Below are 20,539 nucleotides of genomic sequence, written 5' to 3'. Positions count from 1 at the left end.
CGCGCAGCAAAAGAAAAAGGACCCGAAGGTCCTTTTTCGCGGCAAACCAACAGTTTTCTTATACTGCGGCTGGCTTGCTGCCGCGGCGCAGCACCATGTTGACCGGCTTCATCAGCAGGCGGAACACCAGGCGGATGAAGGTCAGTGCCAGGATGGCCTCGACAAAGGTCATCAGGAAAGCCAGCGCGACCGGGAAGCGTTCGGCTCGGCGGTTGAACTTGGCAATCATGCGGTCCTTGGCGATCTCGATGCTGTCATAGAAGGTCGGCACGACCAGCAGGGTCAAAAGGGTCGAGGTCACGGTGCCGCCGATGATCGCAATCGCCATCGGACGGTAGAACTCGCCGCCCTCGCCCATGCCGATCGCCACCGGCATCATGCCCGCGATCAGCGCGAAGGTCGTCATCAGGATCGGACGCAGACGCATGCGGCCGGCGTGCATCAGCGCTTCCTCGCGGCCGTAGCCCTCTTCCTCACGCTTGCGCGCCGCATCCAGCAGCAGGATGGCGTTCTTGGCAACCAGGCCCATCAGCATGATCACGCCGATAAAGCTCATCAGGTTCAGGGTGTCGCCGGTCAGCAGCAGGCCCACCACCACACCGATCAGGGACAGCGGCAGCGACAGCATCACCGCGCCCGGCGCCGTGAAGGAACCGAATTGCATCACCAGCACCAGATACATCAGGCCGATACCAGCCACCAGCGAGATTGCCATCTGGGTGAACACTTCCTTCTGGTCCTTGCCGGCGCCGCCTACGTCCAGGCCGAAGCCCGGCGGGTAATCCATGGCCTTGGCGATCTTCAGCGCTTCGGTCGTGACTTCACCCGGCGAACGGCCTTCGACGTTGGCCGACACGGAAATCGAACGCTTGCCATCCTTGTGGCGGATGGTGGACGGGCCCTTGCCCATGGTGATCTTGGCGATCTGGTCGAGCGGAACCATCATATTGGTGCCCGATACGCCGATCGGCAGGCGCTCGATGTTTTCCGGACTCACGCGGTCGTCCGGATGCAGGCGCACGGCCACGTCGCGGGTTTCGCCGGTCGGATCGACCCAGTCGCCCACTTCGATACCGGCGAAGGCCACGCGCAGGGCCTGGGCGGCGTCGCCGGCCGAAATGCCCATGGAATTGGCGAGGCCGCGATTCAGTTCGATCTGCAGCTCATCCTTCGGATCCTGCTCGGACAGGCCCACGTCCACCGCGCCCGGCACCTGGCGCAGCTTCTCCATGAAGGCGTTGGTGAGTTCCATCAGCTTGCGCGAATCGGGGCCGACGAAGTCGATCTGCACCGGTTTGCGGGCGCCGTTGTTGATGTCTTCCAGCACCACGAACTCGCCGCCCACCAGGCCGGCCAGCTTCTGGCGCAGCTCGATGGCGATGGCCGTCGCGTCGCGCTTGCGTTCCTTGCGCTTGCCGATGTCAATCCAGATACGGCCACCGGAGAGGTTCACGTAGGTCGACGTCGCCTTCACTTCAGGGATGGAGTGGGCGATTTGCGCCGCCTTGTCCATCTTCATCTTGGTGTAGTCCAGGCTGGACGAGGATGGCGTGCGCACCTCGACCGCGATGGTGCCGAAGTCCACTTTCGGCAGGAAGCTGGAACCGCCGAACTTACCTTGCAGGAACAGCGCGGCCACGAAGGTGGACAGGGCAATCACGGCCATCCAGCGGCGGTGGTGCAGCGCCCACGCGATCACCTTGCCGTAGCGGTCGGCCTGATGGTCGAACCAGTGGTTGAACTTGTCCAGCACCTTGCCGATGCCCTTCTTCGGCGCATTGTGATAATCAGGCGGGTCGCCCCAGAACGCGGACATCATCGGGTCCAGCGTGAAGGAAATGAACAGCGACACGGCCACCGAGCAGGTCACGGTCAACGCGAAGGGACGGAACCATTCGCCCGATATGCCCGGCATGAAGGCCACCGGAATGAACACGGCCATGATGGAGAAGGTGGTCGCAGCCACGGCCAGGCCGATCTCGGCGGTGCCTTCCAGCGCGGCGCGGCGGCGGTCCTTGCCGCTCTGCATGTGGCGCACGATGTTTTCACGCACCACGATGGCGTCGTCGATCAGCACGCCGATCGCCAGGGACAGGCCCAGCAGCGTCATGAAGTTCAGCGAGAAGCCGCACAGCCAGACCGCGATAAAGGCGGCCACCACGGAAGTCGGCAGCGACAGCGCGGTAATCAGGGTCGAACGCCAGGAATTCAGGAAGGCGTACACCACGAAGATGGTCAGCACGGCGCCGAACACCAGCGCTTCGATCACATTGTTGAGGGAGCTCTGGGCGTCCTCGCCGCCGTCCTGGGTGATTTCCAGCGACGCCTGGCCGTCCAGTTCCTTGTTGATTTCCTGGGTCAGCTTGCGCACGGCGGTCGCCACGCTGACGGTCGATGCTTCACGCGAGCGGATGATGGACAGGCCCACATTGGCCTTGCCGCTGCGCAGGCTGACGTTATTGATTTCGGCGAAGCCGTCCTCGATGGTCGCCAGCTGGCCGAGGCGGATCAGCTGTTCGCCGTTGCGCTTGACCACGATTTCCTGGAATTCTTCCGGACGCTCGATGCGGCCTACCAGGCGGATGCTCTTCTCTTCCAGCGAGCCGCGCACCTTGCCCACCGGGGCGTTGGTGTTCTGCATGCGCAGCGCGTCGGCCACCTGGGCCACGGAGACATTGTATTCACGCAGCTTTTCGGCGCGCAGCAGCACGGACAGTTCACGGCGCAGCGCACCGTTCACGTTGACCACGGCCACGCCATCGATGGCGCGGTAGCGGTCGGCCAGTTTGTCTTCCGCCAGGCGCGAGATGCCCGCGTGCGACATGCTCTTCGACGAAATCGACAGCTGCATGATCGGCTGGGCCGAAGTATCCACGCGCTGGATCATCGGTTCGCGCATTTCCAGCGGCAGCTTGTAACGCACGGCCGCGATGGCGTTGCGCACCTCGTCCGACGCTTCGATCAGGTTCTTGTCGAAGTTGAAGCGCAGTTCGATGGTGGCCGAGCCTTCACGCGAGGTGGAATAGGAATCGGTCACGCCGGAAATGCTCTGCAGCGACTTTTCCAGGCGGTTGACGATTTCGCGCTCCACGGTTTCCGGCGAGGCGCCCGGATACGGGATATTGACGATCAGGACCGGGACTTCCACGTCCGGGTTCTGGTTGACGCGCAGCTTGGAGAGGGCCAGCAGGCCCATCGCCATCATCGCCACGATCAGCACGATCATGGCGACGGGGCGCTTGACACTGAAATTGGACAAGAACATGTTTTAATTTCCTTTGCTGACAGCCGCCGCGGCCGTGCCGTTAGCGGACGCTACCGCCTTTGGGGTCTGCAGCTCGACTTTCTGGCCATCGCGGAAGCCGGAACCCGGTGCGCGCAGCACCTGGTCGCCAACCGCCAGGCCGGTCTGCACCGCCCAGTTGCCGGAGCGCGCATCGCGCTGGCCGACGCCCAGCGTGATCTTTTGCAGGGCATTGTTCTTGATCTTCCAGGCGTAGGTATTGTCGCCCTGCTTGATCAGGGCCGATTCCGGTACCATCAGCACCGAGCTCGTTTCGGCTTCGATGCGGCCTTCGGCGAACAGGCCGGCCACGCGCGGCTGGCTGTTGCCGGTGAAGTCCACCAGCACTTCGACCTGGCGGGTAACCGGATTGGCGGCCGGGTCCACACGCTTGACCTTGCCGGAGAAGTTCTGGCCCGGATAGCCATTGATGGCGAACAGCACGCTCTGGCCCGCCTTCACGATGCCGACCTTGTCGGCGGAAACGCGACCCTCGAAGCGCATCGAGTTCGGGTCGACCACTTTCACCAGTTCCTTGCCGATCTGGGCGGTGTCGCCGTTGGACACCTTGCGCTCGGAAACGATGCCGTCGAACGGAGCGCGCACCAGGGTGCGGGACAGCTGCTGGTTGGCGGCCACCAGGCGCGCCTTGGCGGCGGCCAGGTCGCTCTGGGCATTGTTGCGGCGGATTTCCGCGTCTTCCAGGGCCTGGGCAGAAGCCATGCCGGAAGCGCGCAGCGTCTTGTTACGCTGGAACATGCGCTCGGATTGCTCCAGGGACTGGCTGGAGGCGCGCACCGCTTCCTGGGCGGAATTCATGGCGTCGCGCAGCGAGGTGTCGTCCAGGCGCACCAGCAGGTCGCCCTTCTTCACCACTTCGCCGTTCTCTTTATATACCTGCATGACCACGGCGCCCACTTCGGCGCGCAGATCGGCCTTGCGCTCAGGCTGCACGGAGCCGGTAATCACCGGACCGGTCGCCAGGGCGTTCGATTCCACCGTGACCAGGTCTTCCGGAGCAATTTGCAATGTCGCCAGCTTCTTCTCGTCCTTCGCATCGGCCTTTGCGGTAGCACTGGCCTTGCCGGCTTCCGGCGCCTTGTCTGACTTGCCGCAGGCGGTCAGCGCTGAGGCAACGGCGAGGACTATTAGGGTTTTACGCAACATAGAAATCTCCAGACGGTTTGGGCTTTTGGTGAAACGACTTTTATCTTATTAAATTGCGAACTTCTGCAAGGCGCAGAGTATCCTTGGAGCCCGTGGGACTGTCAATTCATCAGCGACCAGACTGCGGGAATAAATGGATGGACTGCTGAAATCGCGGATAAACCGTATTTCAGGTGATATTTGGAGAGATTGCAATGCAGGCGGGGATTAATACATTTGTGTATTAATCCCCGTGGGATTTCAACGGGCGAAGACGGTGAAGATGCCGTAGCCGACCAGCACGCCGGTGCACAGGCCGCCGATGATTTCGACCACCGTGTGGCCCATGCGTTCGCGCAGCCACTTGTGTTCGGCGGCGTCGCCAGCCAGGCGGTTAATGGCTGCGGCCTGGCGGCCCACGTGCTGGCGCAGGCTGTTGGCGTCTATGATGACGATGAAGCACAGGGTTACGGCCACGCCGAAGGCCGGATGGCCGATCCCTTCGCGCAGCGCGATCAGGGTGGCCATGCTGGATACCACGGCGCTGTGATTGGACGGGAATCCGCCGTTGCCGACCAGATTAAAAGCCCAGCGGCGGGCGCGAATGGAATTGATCAGGAATTTGATTGGACCGACGGTGATCCAGGTAATCAGAGGAGTCAGCAGGTAAGCGAGGTCCATTGGGAAGTGCGTCCGAGTTGGCAATCGCCCATTATAATCGCCGCATTACATAATAAATAGCAAAGGGGCTGGACCGCATGAAGCATTTCCGCATTTCGTTCATTGTCACCATCGTTTTGATGGCCTGTGCCGGCTGGTGGGGATATAACCATGGAGGGCTGGGCGCGGCGCTGACGGCGCTGTGGATCACCGGGGTGCTGGGCGTGATGGAAGTGTCCCTCTCCTTCGACAATGCCGTGGTCAATGCCTCCGTGCTGAAGGACTGGAATGCATTCTGGCAGAAGCTGTTCCTTACGGTCGGTATCATCGTCGCCGTGTTCGGCATGCGCCTGCTGTTCCCGCTGGCCATCGTGGCCGCCGCGACCGGACTGGGCATGACCGACGTGTGGACCATGGCGACCACCACGCCGGATGAGTATTCAAAGCACCTGATGGGCGTGCATGAGGAAGTGTCGGCCTTCGGCGGCGCCTTCCTGCTGCTGGTCTTCCTGAACTTCCTGTTCGATGAAGAGAAGGATGTGCACTGGATCCACTGGTTCGAGGAAAAGGTCGGCAAGTACGGCACCGAGAGCCTGGCCGTGCTGCTGACCCTGCTGGCCGTGCTCTTCTGCGTCGGACTGGTGCCGGAAGCCAAGCAGTTCAGCGTGCTGTATTCGGGCGTGATCGGCATTGCCATCTACGTGGCGGTGGGCTGGATCAGCGGTCTGCTGGAAGGCGAGGAATCGGACGGTGAAGTCGGCAAGGCGATCCAGCGCGGCGGCATCGGCGGCTTCCTCTACCTGGAAGTGCTGGACGCGTCCTTCAGCTTCGACGGCGTGATCGGCGCCTTTGCCATCACCAGCGATGTGGTGGTGATCATGCTGGGCCTGGCCATCGGCGCCATGTTTGTGCGTTCGATGACGGTCTACCTGGTCCACCGCGGCACGCTGGACGAGTTCATCTACCTGGAGCACGGTGCGCACTACGCCATCGGCATCCTGGCGCTGATCATGTTCGCCAGCGTGAAATACCATATCGCCGAGTGGGTGACGGGCCTGTCCGGCGTGGCCTTCATCGTGATTTCGCTGTGGTCCTCGGTGCGCTACAAGAGACAGTTGGTGGCGCAGTGATAAGATTGCGCCGTTGATAACTCTCCCTCGGGGAACCATGCGCATCATTACCATTGTCCTGGGCCTGCTGCTCGGCCTCATCCTGCTGGCCGCGGCCTATACCTGGATCGCCCTGCACTACTCGTATTCCGAGGGCGAACGCGCCGGCTATCTGCAAAAGTTTTCCAAGCGCGGATGGCTGTGCAAGACGTGGGAGGGCGAGATCCTGCTGTCCTCGATGCCGGGAGCGATTCCCGAGAAGTTTGAATTCACCGTGCGCGATGATGTGCTGGCCGCCCAGCTCAGCGCCGCCGCAGGCAAGCGCGTGGTGCTGACCTATGCCCAGCATAAGGGCGTGCCGAGCAAGTGCTTTGGCGATAGCGAGTACTTTGTCGGTCGGGTGACGGTGACGCCTTAAACCCAAACCCGAGGCGTAACCCAAGTGGCTGCCACATCGTGGCAGCCACTAGCTTTGGGCCTCGGGTTTTGTCAAACTGCAGCGGCGCGCAGGCGCCGACGTTGGCCGCCGATCCTGCCGCGCTGGCCACAGCCACCTTGGCCTGGATGCCCGCCAGCGCCTTCTCAGCCGCCTGCTGGCGACGCGCCTCCACCGCCAGCAATTCCTTCTTCGCCTCGACCATGGCCGCAGTCGTATTGGCCAGCTTGCGCTGCATCTCGGCGTGCGCCTGGGCGGTTTCAACCAGCGCGCGCTGGCCCGCCAGCTTGTCCTGCCCAGCCTGCGCCGCAGCTTCCTCGGCGTCGGCACGATCCTGCGCCCTGGCGGCAAGCGCCTTCTCCGCTTCCAGGCGTCCCTCGATCGCCTTGGCCGCGCGCACTTCGGCCGCGTTGGCCGCGCGCTGCTGCACCAGCTTCTGATCGATCAGCGCCAGCGTCGCGCGCTCGGCGGCCACGAATTCCTGTTCCGCCGCCAGCAGCGCTTCCGCCGCGGCAGCCTTTTCCTGTTCAGCAGCAGCGCGTTCCGCCTGCACCTTGCCCAGCTCTTCCGCCAGACGGGCTTGTGCGGTGACGGCCTGTGCCGCCTGCGCCTGGGCCGCCGCATCCGCCTCAGCCTGTTCGGCCAGGCCACGGGTCGCCACAGCCTGGGCCGCAGCCGCAGCCTGCAGCTCAGCTTCCGCAGCAGCCTTGCGGCGCGCAGCTTCCGCCTGCTCCGCCTCCGCCGCGGCGCGGGCAACAGCCGCCGCGCCTGCGCGCTCTTCTTCCTCGATACGGTTCTTCATGGCGGCAATCGCTTCCTGCTCGGCAGCCACGCGCGCACGCTCGGCGTCCGCCAGGCGGGCGGCAACGGCAGCTTTCTCCTGGGCCAGCGCATTGGCAGCCTGCTGCGCCTCGACCTGCTCGGCCTGCGCAGCCAGTTCCACCTGCTCCGCCGCAGTCTGTTCAGCGATCAGCGCTGCGGACGCACGGGCCAGTGCAGCGCGCTCGTCGGCCAGTTGCGCTGCGCGCTGTTCTTCCCCGGTCTGGGTGCGGGCCGCTTCGGCGGCGGCCAGCTCGGCAGCCTGACGCAGTTTGGCCTGCTCCAGGGCCACGGCTTCCACTTCCACTTTTGTGCGGGCGTCGAAGTCGGCCTGCTGCTCGGCTTCCACACGGGCCATGGCGACGGCGTAGAGCTGGCGGTCGGTTTCGATGCGCGCCTCGGTGGCGGCAATGATGCGTGCATCCGCGTCGCGGCGGGCCTGGGCGCTGGTCGCGGCCATCGATTCCAGGCGCTCGCGGTGCTGGGCCGCGTCGCGGATTTCCTTCTCGGTTTGCAGGCGCAGGCGCAGCGATGCGGCGGCGCTGCGGTCGGATTCCGCCTTGGCCAGCGCGATCGCCTCGCGTTCCTGCTCCAGGTGGGCCAGCGCACGGGCGTCCTCGGCGGCGCGCACTTCAGCGGCGGCGCGCTTGAACGACGATTCCAGCACCACCTGGTCGGCGCGCTCGCGCTGGCGGGTCGCTTCGAGGGCCTCGGCTTCCGCCTGGGCCAGTTGCTGCGCGGTCTGGCGGGCGCCGTGCGCCTGGCGCTCGCGTTCGCGGGCCAGCGTCGCCATGCGCGCATCGGCGGACGCGATGCTCACGACTTCATCCTTTGCGGCCTGCACGGCGGCGGCGCGCTCCACAGCCTGCAGACGCGCCTGTTCGGTCTGGGCCATCAATTCTTCCGTGGCGCGGGTGGCCTTGGCGGTCAGTTCCACCTCGGCGGCCACCTGCTCGGCGGCGCGGCGGCGGCTTTCCTCTTCCGCCCTGGCGCGGGTTTCGGCGGCCTTGCGCACTTCAATATCCGCTTCCACGCGGGCGCGCAGTTCGGCGGTTTCCATCTTGACCGCTTCCACGCGGGCCACGCTGGCCGATGCGGCGGCACGCAGGGTTTCCAGGCGCTCGCGGTTGGCGGCAATGGCGTCTTCTGCGGCCTGGGCATTCTGCAGCGCTGCGGCTGCGGCTTCCGCGTCCATTGCGGCGCGGTCTTCCGCCAGCGCACGGGCACGGGCTTCGGCATGGGCGCGGCTCTCGGCGGCGCAAGCGGCTTTCGCCTCGGCTTCCACACGCGCAATCGCTTCCTGGATCGCCTTCAGCTCCGCCTCGGCACGCGCCGGACGCGCGAGCTCCTCCTCGTGCGGGCTTGCCAGATCGTCTGCTTCAAAAGATTGGTCCAGGTTTGCTTGCATGAGGGCTCTCGCTTGATAGGTTGAGTTGTCATTATCAAGCAGGGCAGCCTGGCCCCAGAGGGAAAGAAAAGGCAGGTTTCCCCGCCTTTTCCGCAATTAGGCCAGTTTGCCTAAGTATTCACTTTGACAACAACCTTGCCTTTGGCCCGGCCTGTCTCAACATAATCAAGCGCATCCGGCGTGGCTGAGAAAGGAAAGATCCTGTCCACCACCGGTCGGATGACCCCAGCATCGATCAACTCAGCAATGCTGCGCAACTGCTCGCCATCCGCGCGCATGAACAGGAAGGCATAATTCACGTGGTGCTGCCTGGCCAGCTTGCGGATCCGGTAACTGAGCATGCCCATTGCCAGCCGGATGAACCACGACGCCCCGCTCGCCCTGGCAAAGTCTGGATCAGGCGGGCCGGAAATCGAAATCAGCCTGCCACCCCGCTTGAGTACACGGACAGATTTCATGAGCGTCGCGCCGCCCTGAGTGTCCAGCACAACGTCATAGTTGTGGAGCATGGTATCGAAATCTGTCTGCTTGTAATCGATGACCACATCGGCGCCCAGGCGCTTAACCCAGTCGCGATTGGCGGCACTGGTTGTCGTAGCAACATGGGCCCCCAGTTGCTTTGCGAGTTGGATAGCAAAAGTGCCGACGCCGCCTGAGCCTGCGTGGATCAGCACTTTCTGCCCCTTCTTGAGGTTCGCCTTCTCAACCAGCGCCTGCCATCCAGTCAAGCCGACCAGCGGGATCGACGCGGCATCGTCCATGTTCAGCGTCTTCGGCTTGAGCGCGAGCGCATCCTCGCGTACTGCGATGTATTCGGCGAAAGCACCAATGCGTTCCTGCGCCGGCCGCGCATACACTTCGTCACCGGGCTTGAAACGCCGCACGCGCGCCCCCACACGCACCACCACCCCCGCCAGATCATTCCCGAGTATTAGCGGCAAGCGGTAAGGCAACACCAGTTTGAGCGCGCCGCTGCGTATTTTCAGGTCCAGGGGATTGACGCTGGCAGCGTGGATCTGGACCAGCACATCATCGTCTCGCAACTCCGGTTCCGGCATCTCTCCGGCGTGAACCACACTCTTACTGCCATAACGATCAATTACGAATGCCTTCATTTGTTTCTCCAGTGTTCGACTTCCATAAATGCAGATGTTGCGGACCGCGACGCGCTGCGGCCTTGGTACTTTCCCTCCGGACGCACTTCAGGAATCTGCGCCATCGCATACTCGGCCAATGCGGTGATCGTGAGCGCTGGATTGACACCCGGGTTGGCAGGCATCGCGGCGCCATCACAGACCAGCATGTTGCGGTAGCCAAACACGCGCAGATGCCGATCAATCACACCGGTCGAAACGTCGGCACCGATGACGGCGCCGCCCAGCACATGGGCTGTCGTCGGAATGTTAGCCAGCGCTTCGAGCACATTGCTTTGGGCGATGCCCCCGGTACGCCGCGCCAGCCACTGGGCGGCCTTATTGGCCACGTCGATGTAGGTGGGATTTGGCTTGTCGCGATTCTGCTCGGTGACGAGGCGGTAGCCGCGCCCCAGCCAACGCTTCCTGGGTCGCAGCGCAATGGCGTTATCCAAAGTCTGCATCACCAGCAGCGTCACCATGTGCCGGCTCCAGCCGACTGGCCACACGGTCTTCAGCCATTGGAGCGGGTGCAAGGCGATATTGGACAGCCACTTTAATGGCCGCGTCACTCGGTTGCCATTGCCAACCAGGACCGTGTACATCAGACTCATGAAGTCGGCCTTGCGCCCGTAGGTGAGAAACTCTATGTGGGTATTCTGGTCGACATGCACACTGCTGCTGGCGGTGACATCGTTCCAGGTCTTGAGATCCGCAGGCAAGCGCACATTGAGAACAGACTCGCTGTTGGTCCGCACTAATTCCCCGAGACGATCACTGACGCGGGGCAGCGAGCCGCCGAGCTTGCAGTTGGCCAGAAGTTCGTTGGTACCCAATGCGCCACCCGCGAAAACAATTCCGCGGACCGTAAAAGTCTCGCGACTCGTGGCGAACCATGCTCCGGGGCGCCGCGTGGTCACACGGTAGCCTTCACTGCCATCGGGCGCTCCGAGCGGGCAGACATCAACTACCTCGCGATCCGCCAGGATTTGAGCCCCAGCTTTCTCTGCGAACCACAGATAGTTCTTCCCCAGTGAATTCACCGCACCAGTGCGGCAACCCACCATGCAAGCGCCACACCGCGTACAGCCCGTGCGGTCAGGCCCCTCACCACCGAAGTAGGGATCCTTAACTGTCTTGCCCGGCTCGCCGAAGAATATCCCGGTGGGAGAACGGGCAAATCCATCATCGCCACCGAAGTGTCGCGCCATCTCGCGGGCGAGCTGTTGATTGGTGGAGTCGAATGGAACGGTCTGCACCCCAAGCATGCGTTCAGCCGTATCGTAGTGTGGCCGCAATAGCGCCTTCCAGTCAGCAAGCTCGCGCCACTGGGCGTTTGCGAAAAACTCCGGGCGGGCACGGTACAGCACACCGCCATATACCGTGCTGCCGCCACCGACACCGGACTGGCTTGGAAAAAAGATATGGCGAAACACTTTCATCCGCAGGACGCCCCTAAAGCCTATTGCGGGAGCCCATAAAAATCTGTGCAGTTGCCATGCCGACTTGGGCAGGTCTTCATCGCGAAAGCGCCGGCCACGCTCAAACACTGCCACGCGATAGCCTTTTTGCGCCAGGCGCAGCGCCGAGACGCTGCCGCCGAAGCCCGAGCCGATCACCAGCCAGTCAAAGTCGAATGCCATCCTGGTCATGCCTGTCAAAATTTATACCCTAAGGTCAGGCCAAAGATTTGCGGAGAGTCTTTGATAGCGACGTGCCGTGTGATGGGCCCGAAGCCAGGCGTCTGCGTAACAACCGCGGCCGATGTTTTCAGGCGGAACCTGGAATATTCCATATTGACGCACCAGCGCTGGTCAATCGGATACTCAAATCCAAGCCTCGCATAAAGCCCCCAATCGCTCTTCAATCTGATCGAACTGTTGGTACCTTGAAGTGCGGCCGTAAAGGCTGGACTTGACTGCTGCTCGGTGAAAAACGTGTAGGTCATGCCTATGCCCACATATGGTTTGATGGCCCCAAAGTCGGCAAAGGTGTAACGCACCATAGCGGTCGGAAACCAGATGCGTGCTTTTGCGACAGTTCCTACCGGCGTCGCGGCCCCTGCCCCAACAGCTGTAAGCGTTGGCGGGATACCGGCCTGGAACTGAAGCGCCCAACTGCTGGAGAGACGCCGTTCGTAGCTGATCGCCAGGATGTCCAGGTCCTTGGCTCCGATTCGAAGACCCCGGCGGCGTCGTTCCCGGTGGTCCCGTCAAATCGCCGGATTGAAGATTGAAATGGACGTTGGCATATCCAATCCTGACGACGTTATTCTCCTGGTCATCGGCCTGAACGGCGCCGCAGTAGCTCAATGCAGCTGGAAACGCTGCAACAACGGTGGTGATAAGCTTCTTGCCTTGCATTTTATTTTGTCTCCTATGGTGCGAATGTCGTTTTTTCTTATATGGTTCATAGTGCTAATTTCCGAACGATCCACCGTGTGACTGCCGTCGGTGCGATGCGACTGCCGAGAGAGAGCAATCCGGCCTGGAGACCGACGGTCCAATGTGTTTTGTGGATGCGTCGCCGCGTTGTTGCGCATCGCCACACGATGGCAGCGACGTGGTCTGGGGTCAGTCGAATGCCCAGTGATTTGGCGCTGGCGATGCGGTCGAAGCCAGTAGCCATTCCGGTCTTCACAAAGCTCGGCCAAATGTCGCTGACGCGGATGCCATACCGGCTCCATTCGAGGTCAAGCCCCTCAGTAAATCCGCGCACTGCGAACTTGGTTGCCGAGTAGGTCACCAGCTCTGGCTGGCCATAGATCGCAGTGGCCGACGCCATGTTGATCACCCGTGCTCCCTGCGTCTGCTGCAAATAGTGGAAGGCGCTGTGGCAAGCGACAATCATGCTGTCCACATTCACATCCAGCATTGCGCGGTGCCTGCTTAGCGGCACTTTCTCGAATGCCCGGCTGTCAATACGCCCGCATTATTGAGCAGCACATCGAGCCGGTGGCCGCTATGCGTCCAGAAATGTGCCAGCGCCCGCTCCCATGCGCCGGAATCCCTGACGTCCAACGTGCCACAAACAACATTGCCCTCGCCCAGCGTGGCGGCGACCCCGGCCACGCCTTTCGCATCCAGGTCGTATAGACCGACAAACCAGCCGCGCTGCGCAAACAGTTCGGCACAGGCGCGGCCGATTCCGGAAGCAGCGCCAGTCACGAAGATCGCCGGCCTCTTCATGTTGATTGCTGTTCCCACATAGTGCGAAGTTTCAGCTTGTCGATCTTGCCGACGGCGTTCTTGGGCAAGCTGCCAATAACATGGATAGCCGCCGGCCGCTTGTAGCGAGTCAAGCGCGCTGCACAGTGCTCGTTCAGTTCCGCCAGCGTGCCGGCATGCCCAGCACGATAGGCAACATAGGCGATGACGATTTCACCCAGAGTCTCATGCGGCGCGCCGATCACCGCTGCTTCCAGCACACCGGGCGCGGCGGTCAGCGCATCCTCGATTTCCTTGGGATAAATATTCTCCCCGCCTCGGATAATCATTTCCTTCAGGCGCCCGACGATGGAAAGGTATCCGTCCGCATCGATGCGCCCGAGATCGCCGGTGTGCAGCCAGCCGTCAACGATGGTCTTCTTCGTCTCTTCCGGCTTGCCCACATAGCCGCGCATGACGTTTGGGCCCTGCACCAGCACCTCCCCCGTAGCACCAGGCGCGAGGCGGCGGCCACTGGCATCCACGATCGCGATACGCTGGCCTTGAAACGGCACTCCCACGGTTCCGGCCTTGCGTACACCATTAAAGGGATTGATGGTCGATGCGCATGTTCCCTCCGACAGACCATAGCCCTCAACCAGCGGGAAGCCGTAGCGCGACTCGAAGCTCGTCAGCAATTCGGCCGATGCTGGCGCCGCGCCGCAAATGCCATAACGCAAGCTGGAAGCGTCCGGCTTCACTTGCTCGGGCAAGGCGTTGAGCAAGGCATAGATGGTCGGGACGGCCGAAAAGTACGTAGGCCGCAGTTGCTCGACATCGGCGAAAAACGTCTCGATGTCGAAGCGCGTACGGATAGTGACCCGGCTGCCGGCCGACAGTGGCGTGAGGATGCTGGCAACGATGCCGTTGACATGGAAGAGAGGCAGCACCAGCAAGCAGTGATCCGTAGATGCGATCTGCATGGCCTGGCGCGACATGTCCGCCATCGCTTCGATATTGGCATGATCCAGCATCACGCCCTTTGGCAGGCCGGTGGTGCCGCTGGTATAGATCAGCAGCGCGAGAGCAGCCGCATCATCGGCCGGCTGCGCGGCATACTTGGCACCATACTGCACTTCACCATTCAGCGCGGCCGCAGGCAGCGCCTGCACATGGTCAATCACTGCCACACCGCTGACATTGATCAGCAGCTTCGCGCCGGAATCGCTCATCTGATGGATCGCTTCAGTTGCCGTGAGGGCTGGGTTGATCGGTGTGATGGCGGCACCCAGCCGCCATGCGGCAAACATCGCCACCACAAACTCGACCTGGTTCGGCAGCATGATGGCCACCACATCGCCCGCCCCGATGCCGAGTTCGGAGAAGAGCCGGCTGCCACCAACACCTTTGAATGGAAGTCGCTGTTAGACAGGCTGGTCGTGGCATCGGCAATGCAAGGTCCCGCCGGTACCTGCGCCGCGCGCATATCTGGAAGTTTGGAAAATCGCATCATTACTCTTTCAAAGAAGACGTTGTTTAGTCCCGCCGCTCAATGTGCTGACCGCGCGAGCAAGTGCCGCGACAGGAAGTTCGTCTGATCCGACACCGCCCGTTCGAAGTGCTCGCCCAGGTAGAAGTCGAAGTGGCCGCAGTCGTAGAGCTTGATCTCGCCGAGCGGTGCGCGGCCGGCCATTGCCAGGGTGCGTTCCGGCGGCGTCACAGTGTCGGTCCGGCTGACGCAAAACAGAATGGGCAGCTTGACTTTGGCTGCACGACGGCCGGGGCGGTAGCTGACAATTTCCGGGATCACGCGAGCCGCCACCCGGTTGATAAAAGTCAGCCCCTTTGGCATCAGTGCCAGATACCCGGGCAAGGCGTCATGAGCATTCATCAAAGCCGGCTGGCCAGGCAGCGCCGCGATCGGGACCATTACCGGCGGCCGCCCAAACAGTCGCGCAGCGAAGTCCCGCATGACCACGGGCGTCATCCGCAGCGAGGCACGCACACCCAATGCAGCAGCCGACTCAAATCCATCGGTGAACGGGCACTGGCTGATCGCCGCGCGCAGCTCGGGGTGACGACTGGCGACCTGGATCGCGTGACCTCCGCCGAAGGAACTGCCCCAGATCGCAACGCGGCCGCCATCGACCTCCGGGCAGACCTTGACGAAATCCAGCGCCGCATCCCAGTCCTCGAGCTGACGCCGCACCGACATCAACTGGCGCGGCGCACCGCCGCTGTCACCGAAATAACGGTAAGTGAAGGCCAGTGTCGCGATTCCCGCTGCGGCGAAGCGTTCGCAATAGGCGTCCAGGCGCATTTCGCGGACGGCGCCCAGCCCATGCCCAAGCACCACCACCGGCGGCCGTTCGACTCCGACTGGCAGATACAACCATGCCGAGCAGAACGCTTCGCCTGAACTGAAGCGAATATCGCGGCGGATAAATTTGTTGGAAGTCTCGTGCATGGCGTCTATTCGGAAGTCTGGCTGCTGGTGAAGGGAAAGTGGCCATACTTCAGTGCCTTGTCGTAGATGGCCGGGTCGTACAAGGGCAAGTCGCCGTCGCGCTCGGTGCGCTCCATGTACTCGATCATCAACGACTGCGCGCTATCGCCCGGCAGCACTGACATGAATTCGGTACGCTCCACATGCATGCCTTCCTCCAGCGACATCGAGCCGCCGAGATAGACCGCGCGTTTGATGGTGCCGATGGCGTCGCGTGGGCGTGATCCCAGGTAATGTCCCAACGCCACCGCGCGCTCCATCAGTTCGTCGGGAGCCACCACCTCGTCGACCAGGCCGATTTCAAGGGCCTTGGCCGGTGACGCGGGCCGCCCTTCGAGCATCATCATCAGCGCGCGATGGGCGCCGACCAGGCGCGTCAGCCGTTGTGTGCCACCGCCGCCGGGCGGAATGCCCAGCAGGACTTCGGGCTGCCCAATGAAGTAGTCGCCATCTGCCATCAAGCGCACATCGCAGGCTTGGGCCAGTTCGCTGCCAAGACCCAGCGCCGAGCCATTCAGGGCGGCGATGAAAATCACATCGCAACGGTTCATGCGCATGAAAGTCTCGTGCAGCTTGTCGAGCTGCATGGCGCCGCCCAGCGGCGTAATGAAAGCCACTGGAGCGACAAGCGGCATGCGCCTGACAGTGGCGGCAGTGCGAGCTACCGCCGACGTCATGCCACGTGCGATAGCTGGCAGCGTGGTGCCTCCCTCCTGCAGCCAGCGTACATCGGCATGGCCGATGAATCGTCCCGGATGTGTTCCCGTGAGCACCACAGCTTTGACCAAACGATCGGACTCGATCTCGTCGATAAACGCCGCCAGCCCATCTGCCATTTCCAGCCCCATCAGACCGTGTGGGCCGCCGTCCAGCCGCACAATCAACACTGCGCCACGGCTCTCCACCTCTAACCCGCCGGCGCGGATCTTTGTGTTCTTCATGTCTTGTCTCCTCTAGTCAACTGCCGATAAGAATAACATCGTTATACTTAACAATAACACTGTTATTTTCCGAATTCAAGGCGACAGCCGCACCATTTGTTGCGGCGGTCACTTATTTGTTGCGGGGTTTGCCGTTTTTGCTGCTTTGATTAGCCGCCCACATTGCCTGGGCCCCGACGGCAGAGGATTCTGCCTTATCGCGTTTCGCCCCAAGCCCGACGACCAGGTTCACGCACATCGGCACCAGCACGTCGGCGGAAGGAGAAGCCGTGTGAGCGAAGTGTCCGGCAAGGTCCAGCATAATGAAGCCGTGCAATGCACTCCAGAACTGCAGCGCAATGAAATCTGGATCCGCCTTGCGCACACACTTGGCATTTACCAGGCGTGCGCAGCCCTGGAGCAGGAAGGCGTAGGCCGTGCGAAAGGATGCTGACTGTCCACTTAGAATGGGTTCCACCGTTCCGCGCGACGGGCTGTATCGGCCATGAATAGACAGTCCGAACATCAGGTCATACAGATGGGGATTACGCCGCGCAAAGTCGTGGCAGGCCAACGCCATTGCACATAAGTCGACCATCGGGTCGTCCGTCAGCGGCAGCCTGCCGAAGACCAGCGCCTGCCGGCTAAAGCCCTCATCGGCCACGGCCTGCAGCAATTCGGGCACCCCGCCGAAGTGGGTATAAACTCCCATGGTGGATAACTTTGCTTCGCTCGATACGGAGCGGGCTTTCACTTCGGATGGCCCGCTCCTCGCCAGCAATCGGATAGTGGCTTCAACAAGGCGCGTACGTGGGTCCGAGAGGGAGTCGGCAGGGGTCATTTGGATTGGGAGCAGAACTATAACAAAGTTATCATAGCATGCCCCCTCGCCATTCCAGCCCCCTATTCCTGCCGTACCCAGGTCTGCGATCGGCCCAGCATTGGTACTCCGATGTATCCGCGCACGCTCAGTTTCTTGCCGCCCTCGCTCAACTGAACTTTGCTGCGATAGGTCTTGCCATTGTCCGGGTCGAGGATCTGACCACCGCTGTATTCATCGCCGTCTTTTTTCAGCCCACTCAATATGACCAGGCCGATTATCGGTGCGTCCTTGTTTGCACCTTCGCATTTTTCGCATTTCGGATTCTGGCTCTCGTTCGGAGCGGGAAAGACCTTTTCAATCTTGCCCTGAAGTGCGCCATTTGACTCGGTAATACGGATCAGCGCCCTTGGCTTGCCCGTCACATCATCGACGTTCTTCCACAGACCTGCGGGTGATGTATCGTCAGCCCACGCTGCCGACGACAGGAATGCCGTTGCCAACGTTAGTCCGACAGCAAATGACTGTTTCAAAGTATGCATAGCAAAGGTCTCCATGATTGAGGTTTGTTACTGGCGAGCCCGCGCACGCCGTGACTAAAGCTGATGGCTGCTACGTACTCACCATTTGTACAACGACTTTTCCTCTGGCGCGCCCCTTTTCGAGATAGGCAAGTCCCTCCTTCGCCTGCTCGAACGGGAATACCTGGTCAATTACCGGACGGATGCGCGACGCTTCCAGCAACTCAGCAATCTGGCCAAGTTGCCGGCCATCCGGGCGTACAAAGAGGAAGGAATATTCAGCCTCGCGTTTCGCGCGAGGCGGATGATTTTCCGGCTCAGCAAACCAAAGATGAAGGTCATGAAGGCGTTCATGCCGCGCGCACGTGCGAAAGCAGCGTCCGGTGGACCGATCAGGGAGACCACGGAGCTTGCGGGTTTCAATACCCGAAGAGACTTCTCGAGCGCGTCGCCCCTGGTGGTACCCAGCACCGCATCGTAGTTCCGCAGCACTTCTTCAAATTCCTGCTTTTTGTAATCGATCACTTCATCTGCGCCCAGGCTTCTTACCAGTTCCACGTTTCCCGTGCTCGTGGTCGTCCCAACCTTTGCGCCAAGGTGCTTCGCAAGCTGAATCGCGAATGTGCCTATCCCACCGGAACCTGCCGGAATGAATACCTGCTGGCCGGGCTTCAGCTGCATGCGTTCCTTCAGCGCCTGCCATGACGTCAGTCCAACCATCGGAATCGAAGCCGCTTGCACGAAGTCGAGATTGGCGGGCTTAAGCGCAGCAGCGCTCTCGGGTACAGCCACATACTCCGCGAGCGCGCCACCAGCCAGATCGAAGATGCTGGCGAAGACTCCATCTCCCGGCTTGAAGCGCGTCACCCGGCTGCCAACCTCGACCACAACACCGGACAGATCACTCCCCATCACGGCAGGCAGCTGAAAGCGGAGGATGGGTTTGAACGTTCCCTTCGAAATCATGTAATCGATCGGATTCAGGCCCGCAGCATGAACCTGGACGAGAATTTCGTCCGGCTTGATTGTGGGCCGGAGGATGTCGGCCAGCGCGACCTGGTTTAGTCCGCCATAACGTTTCAGGATAAGTGCTTTCATCTTTTCTTTCTTTGCAGCGAGGTCATTCCTTGGACTCCAGAATGCGCGGGCACCGCATAGCCCACATACAGGAAGCCGAGTGTGAACGCGATTTCAATAGCGACGGCGATCAAAATGGCTGGCTTTACATGGCCTGCGGTGAGCTCAAAAACGCCCAGCACAGCCAGCATCAGACAGGCGACCATAAAACCCTTGCTCAATGCTGATCGGGCTGGCGATGGCTCTGCGTTTCTGGCGGCAAAGAACATCACGGCGATACCCGCATATAAGGCCGAGGCGCGGCGGCCAATAATTGCCACCGACGATGTCAATTCGACACCCCAATCCGACAGCAGCAGATTGGGCGCAAACATCCATACGAACGCCAGGCAGAAGAAGAGCAGCGCCGCCAGGATTGCAAGACTCCGAAAAGTAAGCTTCATGGAATTAGCCTGCCAGCGTCGGATAATCCGTATAGCCCTGGGCTCCCGGCGTGTAGAACGTGTCAGGGTCGGGAGTGTTCAACGGCGCGTCCTGCCGCATGCGCTCGACCAGATCCGGGTTCGCCAGGAAAGCCCGGCCCAGCGCGATCAGATCGGCGCGCCGGTCCCACAAAGTTTGCTCCGCACTGCGCTTATCGAATCCACCCGCCAGGATGAACGGGCCATTGAACGCAGTTCGCAGATCAACCTTCAGCCTGGCCGGGACTTGGGGCGCACCCATCGCCGAATGATCAAGGACATGCATGTACATGAGGCCAAGCGCAGAAAGCTCCCTTGCGAGTGCCTGATACTGCTCATCCACTCCGGCAAAGGCGCCGGTGCTGTTGAAGGCGCCATGGGGCGAGAAACGGATGCCAACTCGCTCCGACCCGATTTCCTTTGCGGCAGCGCGCGCCACCTCAAGCACGAACCGGTTGCGCCGTTCGGCCGTGCCACCGTATTCGTCCGTTCGCAGGTTGACATTGGCATTCAGGAATTGCTCGAGCAAGTAACCATTCGCGGCGTGTAACTCGACGCCATCAAATCCTGCATCGATGGCCAGGCGTGCTGACGTTGCAAACTCATGGATGGCTGATTCAATGTCGATTTTGCTCATCGCGCGTGGCGGCGTATGCGCCTGGCTACCTTGGGCATCCGTCCACATTTCGCCTGGACAGGCCGCGCTGGACGGCCCCACCACTTCTGCGCCGGCCGGCAAGTTAGCCGTGTGGCTGACGCGACCGGTATGCATAAGCTGCACGACGATCTTGCCGCCACCGGCATGGACTGCATCCGTCACAAGTTTCCAGGCTCGCACGTGCTCATCATTGAAGAGGCCGGGTATCCGCGCGTACCCCAGCCCATTTGGCGATGGCGATGTCCCTTCTGTGATGATGAGGCCGGCGCTTGCGCGCTGTGAATAGTAGGTCGCCATCAAGCTGTTAGGCGTATTGTTGTCGACGGCGCGGCTGCGTGTGAGCGGCGACATCACGGCGCGGTTGTTAAGCATGATGCTGCGCAATGAGAAGGGTTCAAGTAGCATTTTTATCCTCAGATAAGTAGGGGCGGCCATG

The 20,539-nt window shown here is 61.6% G+C and carries 15 protein-coding genes and 3 pseudogenes; 2 read left to right on the top strand and 16 right to left on the bottom strand.

All coding sequences use genetic code 11. From position 1 onward, the window contains the following. Positions 1 to 58: 58 nt before the first annotated feature. The 3 genes from ACHMW6_RS09530 to ACHMW6_RS09520 all read right to left on the bottom strand — a co-directional run bounded on the left by ACHMW6_RS09530 (position 59) and on the right by ACHMW6_RS09520 (position 5,110). Positions 59 to 3,265 (bottom strand): efflux RND transporter permease subunit, encoded by a 3,207-nt coding sequence (locus tag ACHMW6_RS09530; RefSeq protein ID WP_395406867.1) that lies wholly within the window; start codon positions 3,263 to 3,265, stop codon positions 59 to 61. A 3-nt stretch (positions 3,266 to 3,268) separates the two neighbouring features. Then, positions 3,269 to 4,450: an efflux RND transporter periplasmic adaptor subunit gene (locus ACHMW6_RS09525; RefSeq protein WP_395406866.1), complete on the bottom strand. Its 1,182-nt coding sequence runs from the start codon at positions 4,448 to 4,450 to the stop codon at positions 3,269 to 3,271. Between the two features lie 240 nt (positions 4,451 to 4,690). After that, positions 4,691 to 5,110, bottom strand: coding sequence for a divergent PAP2 family protein (locus ACHMW6_RS09520; RefSeq protein ID WP_395406865.1), 420 nt, complete (start codon positions 5,108 to 5,110; stop codon positions 4,691 to 4,693). A gap of 77 nt (positions 5,111 to 5,187) precedes the next feature. Between ACHMW6_RS09520 and ACHMW6_RS09515 the strand changes: the two genes are divergently transcribed. Both ACHMW6_RS09515 and ACHMW6_RS09510 read left to right on the top strand, forming a co-directional pair. Further along, on the top strand, positions 5,188 to 6,219 hold the full coding sequence (locus ACHMW6_RS09515) for a DUF475 domain-containing protein (RefSeq protein WP_395406864.1): 1,032 nt from the start codon (positions 5,188 to 5,190) through the stop codon (positions 6,217 to 6,219). A gap of 37 nt (positions 6,220 to 6,256) precedes the next feature. Continuing rightward, positions 6,257 to 6,616 (top strand): hypothetical protein, encoded by a 360-nt coding sequence (locus tag ACHMW6_RS09510; protein WP_395406863.1) that lies wholly within the window; start codon positions 6,257 to 6,259, stop codon positions 6,614 to 6,616. On the opposite strand, the gene ACHMW6_RS09505 is transcribed toward ACHMW6_RS09510, so the two are convergent. The 13 genes and pseudogenes from ACHMW6_RS09505 to ACHMW6_RS09445 all read right to left on the bottom strand — a co-directional run bounded on the left by ACHMW6_RS09505 (position 6,501) and on the right by ACHMW6_RS09445 (position 20,508). Further along, positions 6,501 to 8,861, bottom strand: a complete 2,361-nt coding sequence (locus ACHMW6_RS09505; protein WP_395406862.1) for a hypothetical protein — start codon at positions 8,859 to 8,861, stop codon at positions 6,501 to 6,503. The two genes, ACHMW6_RS09510 and ACHMW6_RS09505, sit on opposite strands and share 116 nt — an antisense overlap. A 110-nt stretch (positions 8,862 to 8,971) precedes the next feature. Further along, positions 8,972 to 9,976: an NADP-dependent oxidoreductase gene (locus tag ACHMW6_RS09500; RefSeq protein WP_395406861.1), complete on the bottom strand. Its 1,005-nt coding sequence runs from the start codon at positions 9,974 to 9,976 to the stop codon at positions 8,972 to 8,974. Further along, positions 9,973 to 11,637, bottom strand: a complete 1,665-nt coding sequence (locus ACHMW6_RS09495; protein WP_395406860.1) for an FAD-dependent oxidoreductase — start codon at positions 11,635 to 11,637, stop codon at positions 9,973 to 9,975. Before ACHMW6_RS09495 ends, ACHMW6_RS09500 begins: the two co-directional genes overlap by 4 nt. A 14-nt stretch (positions 11,638 to 11,651) precedes the next feature. Then, positions 11,652 to 11,999, bottom strand: coding sequence for an OmpW family protein (locus tag ACHMW6_RS09490; protein WP_395406859.1), 348 nt, complete (start codon positions 11,997 to 11,999; stop codon positions 11,652 to 11,654). Positions 12,000 to 12,403: 404 nt separating this feature from the next. After that, a pseudogene (locus ACHMW6_RS09485) lies at positions 12,404 to 13,182 on the bottom strand (SDR family oxidoreductase). Beyond that, positions 13,179 to 14,483 carry a class I adenylate-forming enzyme family protein gene (locus tag ACHMW6_RS09480; protein WP_395408568.1) on the bottom strand — a complete coding sequence of 435 codons (1,305 nt, stop codon included), beginning with the start codon at positions 14,481 to 14,483 and terminating at the stop codon, positions 13,179 to 13,181. Before ACHMW6_RS09480 ends, ACHMW6_RS09485 begins: the two are co-directional and overlap by 4 nt. A 206-nt stretch (positions 14,484 to 14,689) precedes the next feature. Continuing rightward, positions 14,690 to 15,631, bottom strand: a pseudogene (locus ACHMW6_RS09475) (alpha/beta hydrolase); the annotation flags it as partial. Beyond that, positions 15,613 to 16,587: an enoyl-CoA hydratase/isomerase family protein gene (locus ACHMW6_RS09470; protein ID WP_395406858.1), complete on the bottom strand. Its 975-nt coding sequence runs from the start codon at positions 16,585 to 16,587 to the stop codon at positions 15,613 to 15,615. The pseudogene ACHMW6_RS09475 and the gene ACHMW6_RS09470, both read right to left, overlap by 19 nt. Positions 16,588 to 16,699: 112 nt before the next feature. Further along, positions 16,700 to 17,320 (bottom strand): TetR-like C-terminal domain-containing protein, encoded by a 621-nt coding sequence (locus ACHMW6_RS09465; RefSeq protein ID WP_395406857.1) that lies wholly within the window; start codon positions 17,318 to 17,320, stop codon positions 16,700 to 16,702. Between the two features lie 149 nt (positions 17,321 to 17,469). After that, on the bottom strand, positions 17,470 to 17,928 hold the full coding sequence (locus ACHMW6_RS09460; RefSeq protein ID WP_395406856.1) for a DUF2147 domain-containing protein: 459 nt from the start codon (positions 17,926 to 17,928) through the stop codon (positions 17,470 to 17,472). Between the two features lie 70 nt (positions 17,929 to 17,998). Next, positions 17,999 to 19,005: pseudogene (locus ACHMW6_RS09455) on the bottom strand (NADP-dependent oxidoreductase). After that, the gene (locus tag ACHMW6_RS09450) at positions 19,002 to 19,427 is read right to left on the bottom strand and encodes a hypothetical protein (protein ID WP_395406855.1); all 426 of its coding nucleotides are present in this window, start codon (positions 19,425 to 19,427) and stop codon (positions 19,002 to 19,004) included. The pseudogene ACHMW6_RS09455 and the gene ACHMW6_RS09450 overlap by 4 nt, the downstream one beginning before the upstream one ends. A 4-nt stretch (positions 19,428 to 19,431) precedes the next feature. Next, complete coding sequence (locus tag ACHMW6_RS09445) at positions 19,432 to 20,508, bottom strand: alkene reductase (protein WP_395408567.1); 1,077 nt, start codon at positions 20,506 to 20,508, stop codon at positions 19,432 to 19,434. Positions 20,509 to 20,539: the final 31 nt, after the last annotated feature.

This window comes from Pseudoduganella sp. UC29_106 (genome assembly GCF_044055365.1).
In the GTDB taxonomy this organism is placed as follows: domain Bacteria; phylum Pseudomonadota; class Gammaproteobacteria; order Burkholderiales; family Burkholderiaceae_D; genus Rugamonas.
This window is presented reverse-complemented; position numbering and strand designations above follow the sequence as displayed.

Bases quoted from the DNA above. Each gene is read 5' to 3' on its own strand.
- ACHMW6_RS09500 (WP_395406861.1), bottom strand. From the start codon at position 9,976: ATGAAGGCATTCGTAATTGATCGTTATGGCAGTAAGAGTGTGGTTCAC.
- ACHMW6_RS09510 (WP_395406863.1), top strand. From the start codon at position 6,257: ATGCGCATCATTACCATTGTCCTGGGCCTGCTGCTCGGCCTCATCCTG.
- ACHMW6_RS09505 (WP_395406862.1), bottom strand. From the start codon at position 8,861: ATGCAAGCAAACCTGGACCAATCTTTTGAAGCAGACGATCTGGCAAGC.
- ACHMW6_RS09490 (WP_395406859.1), bottom strand. From the start codon at position 11,999: ATGGTGCGTTACACCTTTGCCGACTTTGGGGCCATCAAACCATATGTG.
- ACHMW6_RS09495 (WP_395406860.1), bottom strand. From the start codon at position 11,637: ATGGCATTCGACTTTGACTGGCTGGTGATCGGCTCGGGCTTCGGCGGC.
- ACHMW6_RS09520 (WP_395406865.1), bottom strand. From the start codon at position 5,110: ATGGACCTCGCTTACCTGCTGACTCCTCTGATTACCTGGATCACCGTC.
- ACHMW6_RS09530 (WP_395406867.1), bottom strand. From the start codon at position 3,265: ATGTTCTTGTCCAATTTCAGTGTCAAGCGCCCCGTCGCCATGATCGTG.
- ACHMW6_RS09445 (WP_395408567.1), bottom strand. From the start codon at position 20,508: ATGCTACTTGAACCCTTCTCATTGCGCAGCATCATGCTTAACAACCGC.
- ACHMW6_RS09480 (WP_395408568.1), bottom strand. From the start codon at position 14,483: ATGCTGCCGAACCAGGTCGAGTTTGTGGTGGCGATGTTTGCCGCATGG.
- ACHMW6_RS09525 (WP_395406866.1), bottom strand. From the start codon at position 4,450: ATGTTGCGTAAAACCCTAATAGTCCTCGCCGTTGCCTCAGCGCTGACC.
- ACHMW6_RS09460 (WP_395406856.1), bottom strand. From the start codon at position 17,928: ATGCATACTTTGAAACAGTCATTTGCTGTCGGACTAACGTTGGCAACG.
- ACHMW6_RS09470 (WP_395406858.1), bottom strand. From the start codon at position 16,587: ATGAAGAACACAAAGATCCGCGCCGGCGGGTTAGAGGTGGAGAGCCGT.
- ACHMW6_RS09515 (WP_395406864.1), top strand. From the start codon at position 5,188: ATGAAGCATTTCCGCATTTCGTTCATTGTCACCATCGTTTTGATGGCC.
- ACHMW6_RS09450 (WP_395406855.1), bottom strand. From the start codon at position 19,427: ATGAAGCTTACTTTTCGGAGTCTTGCAATCCTGGCGGCGCTGCTCTTC.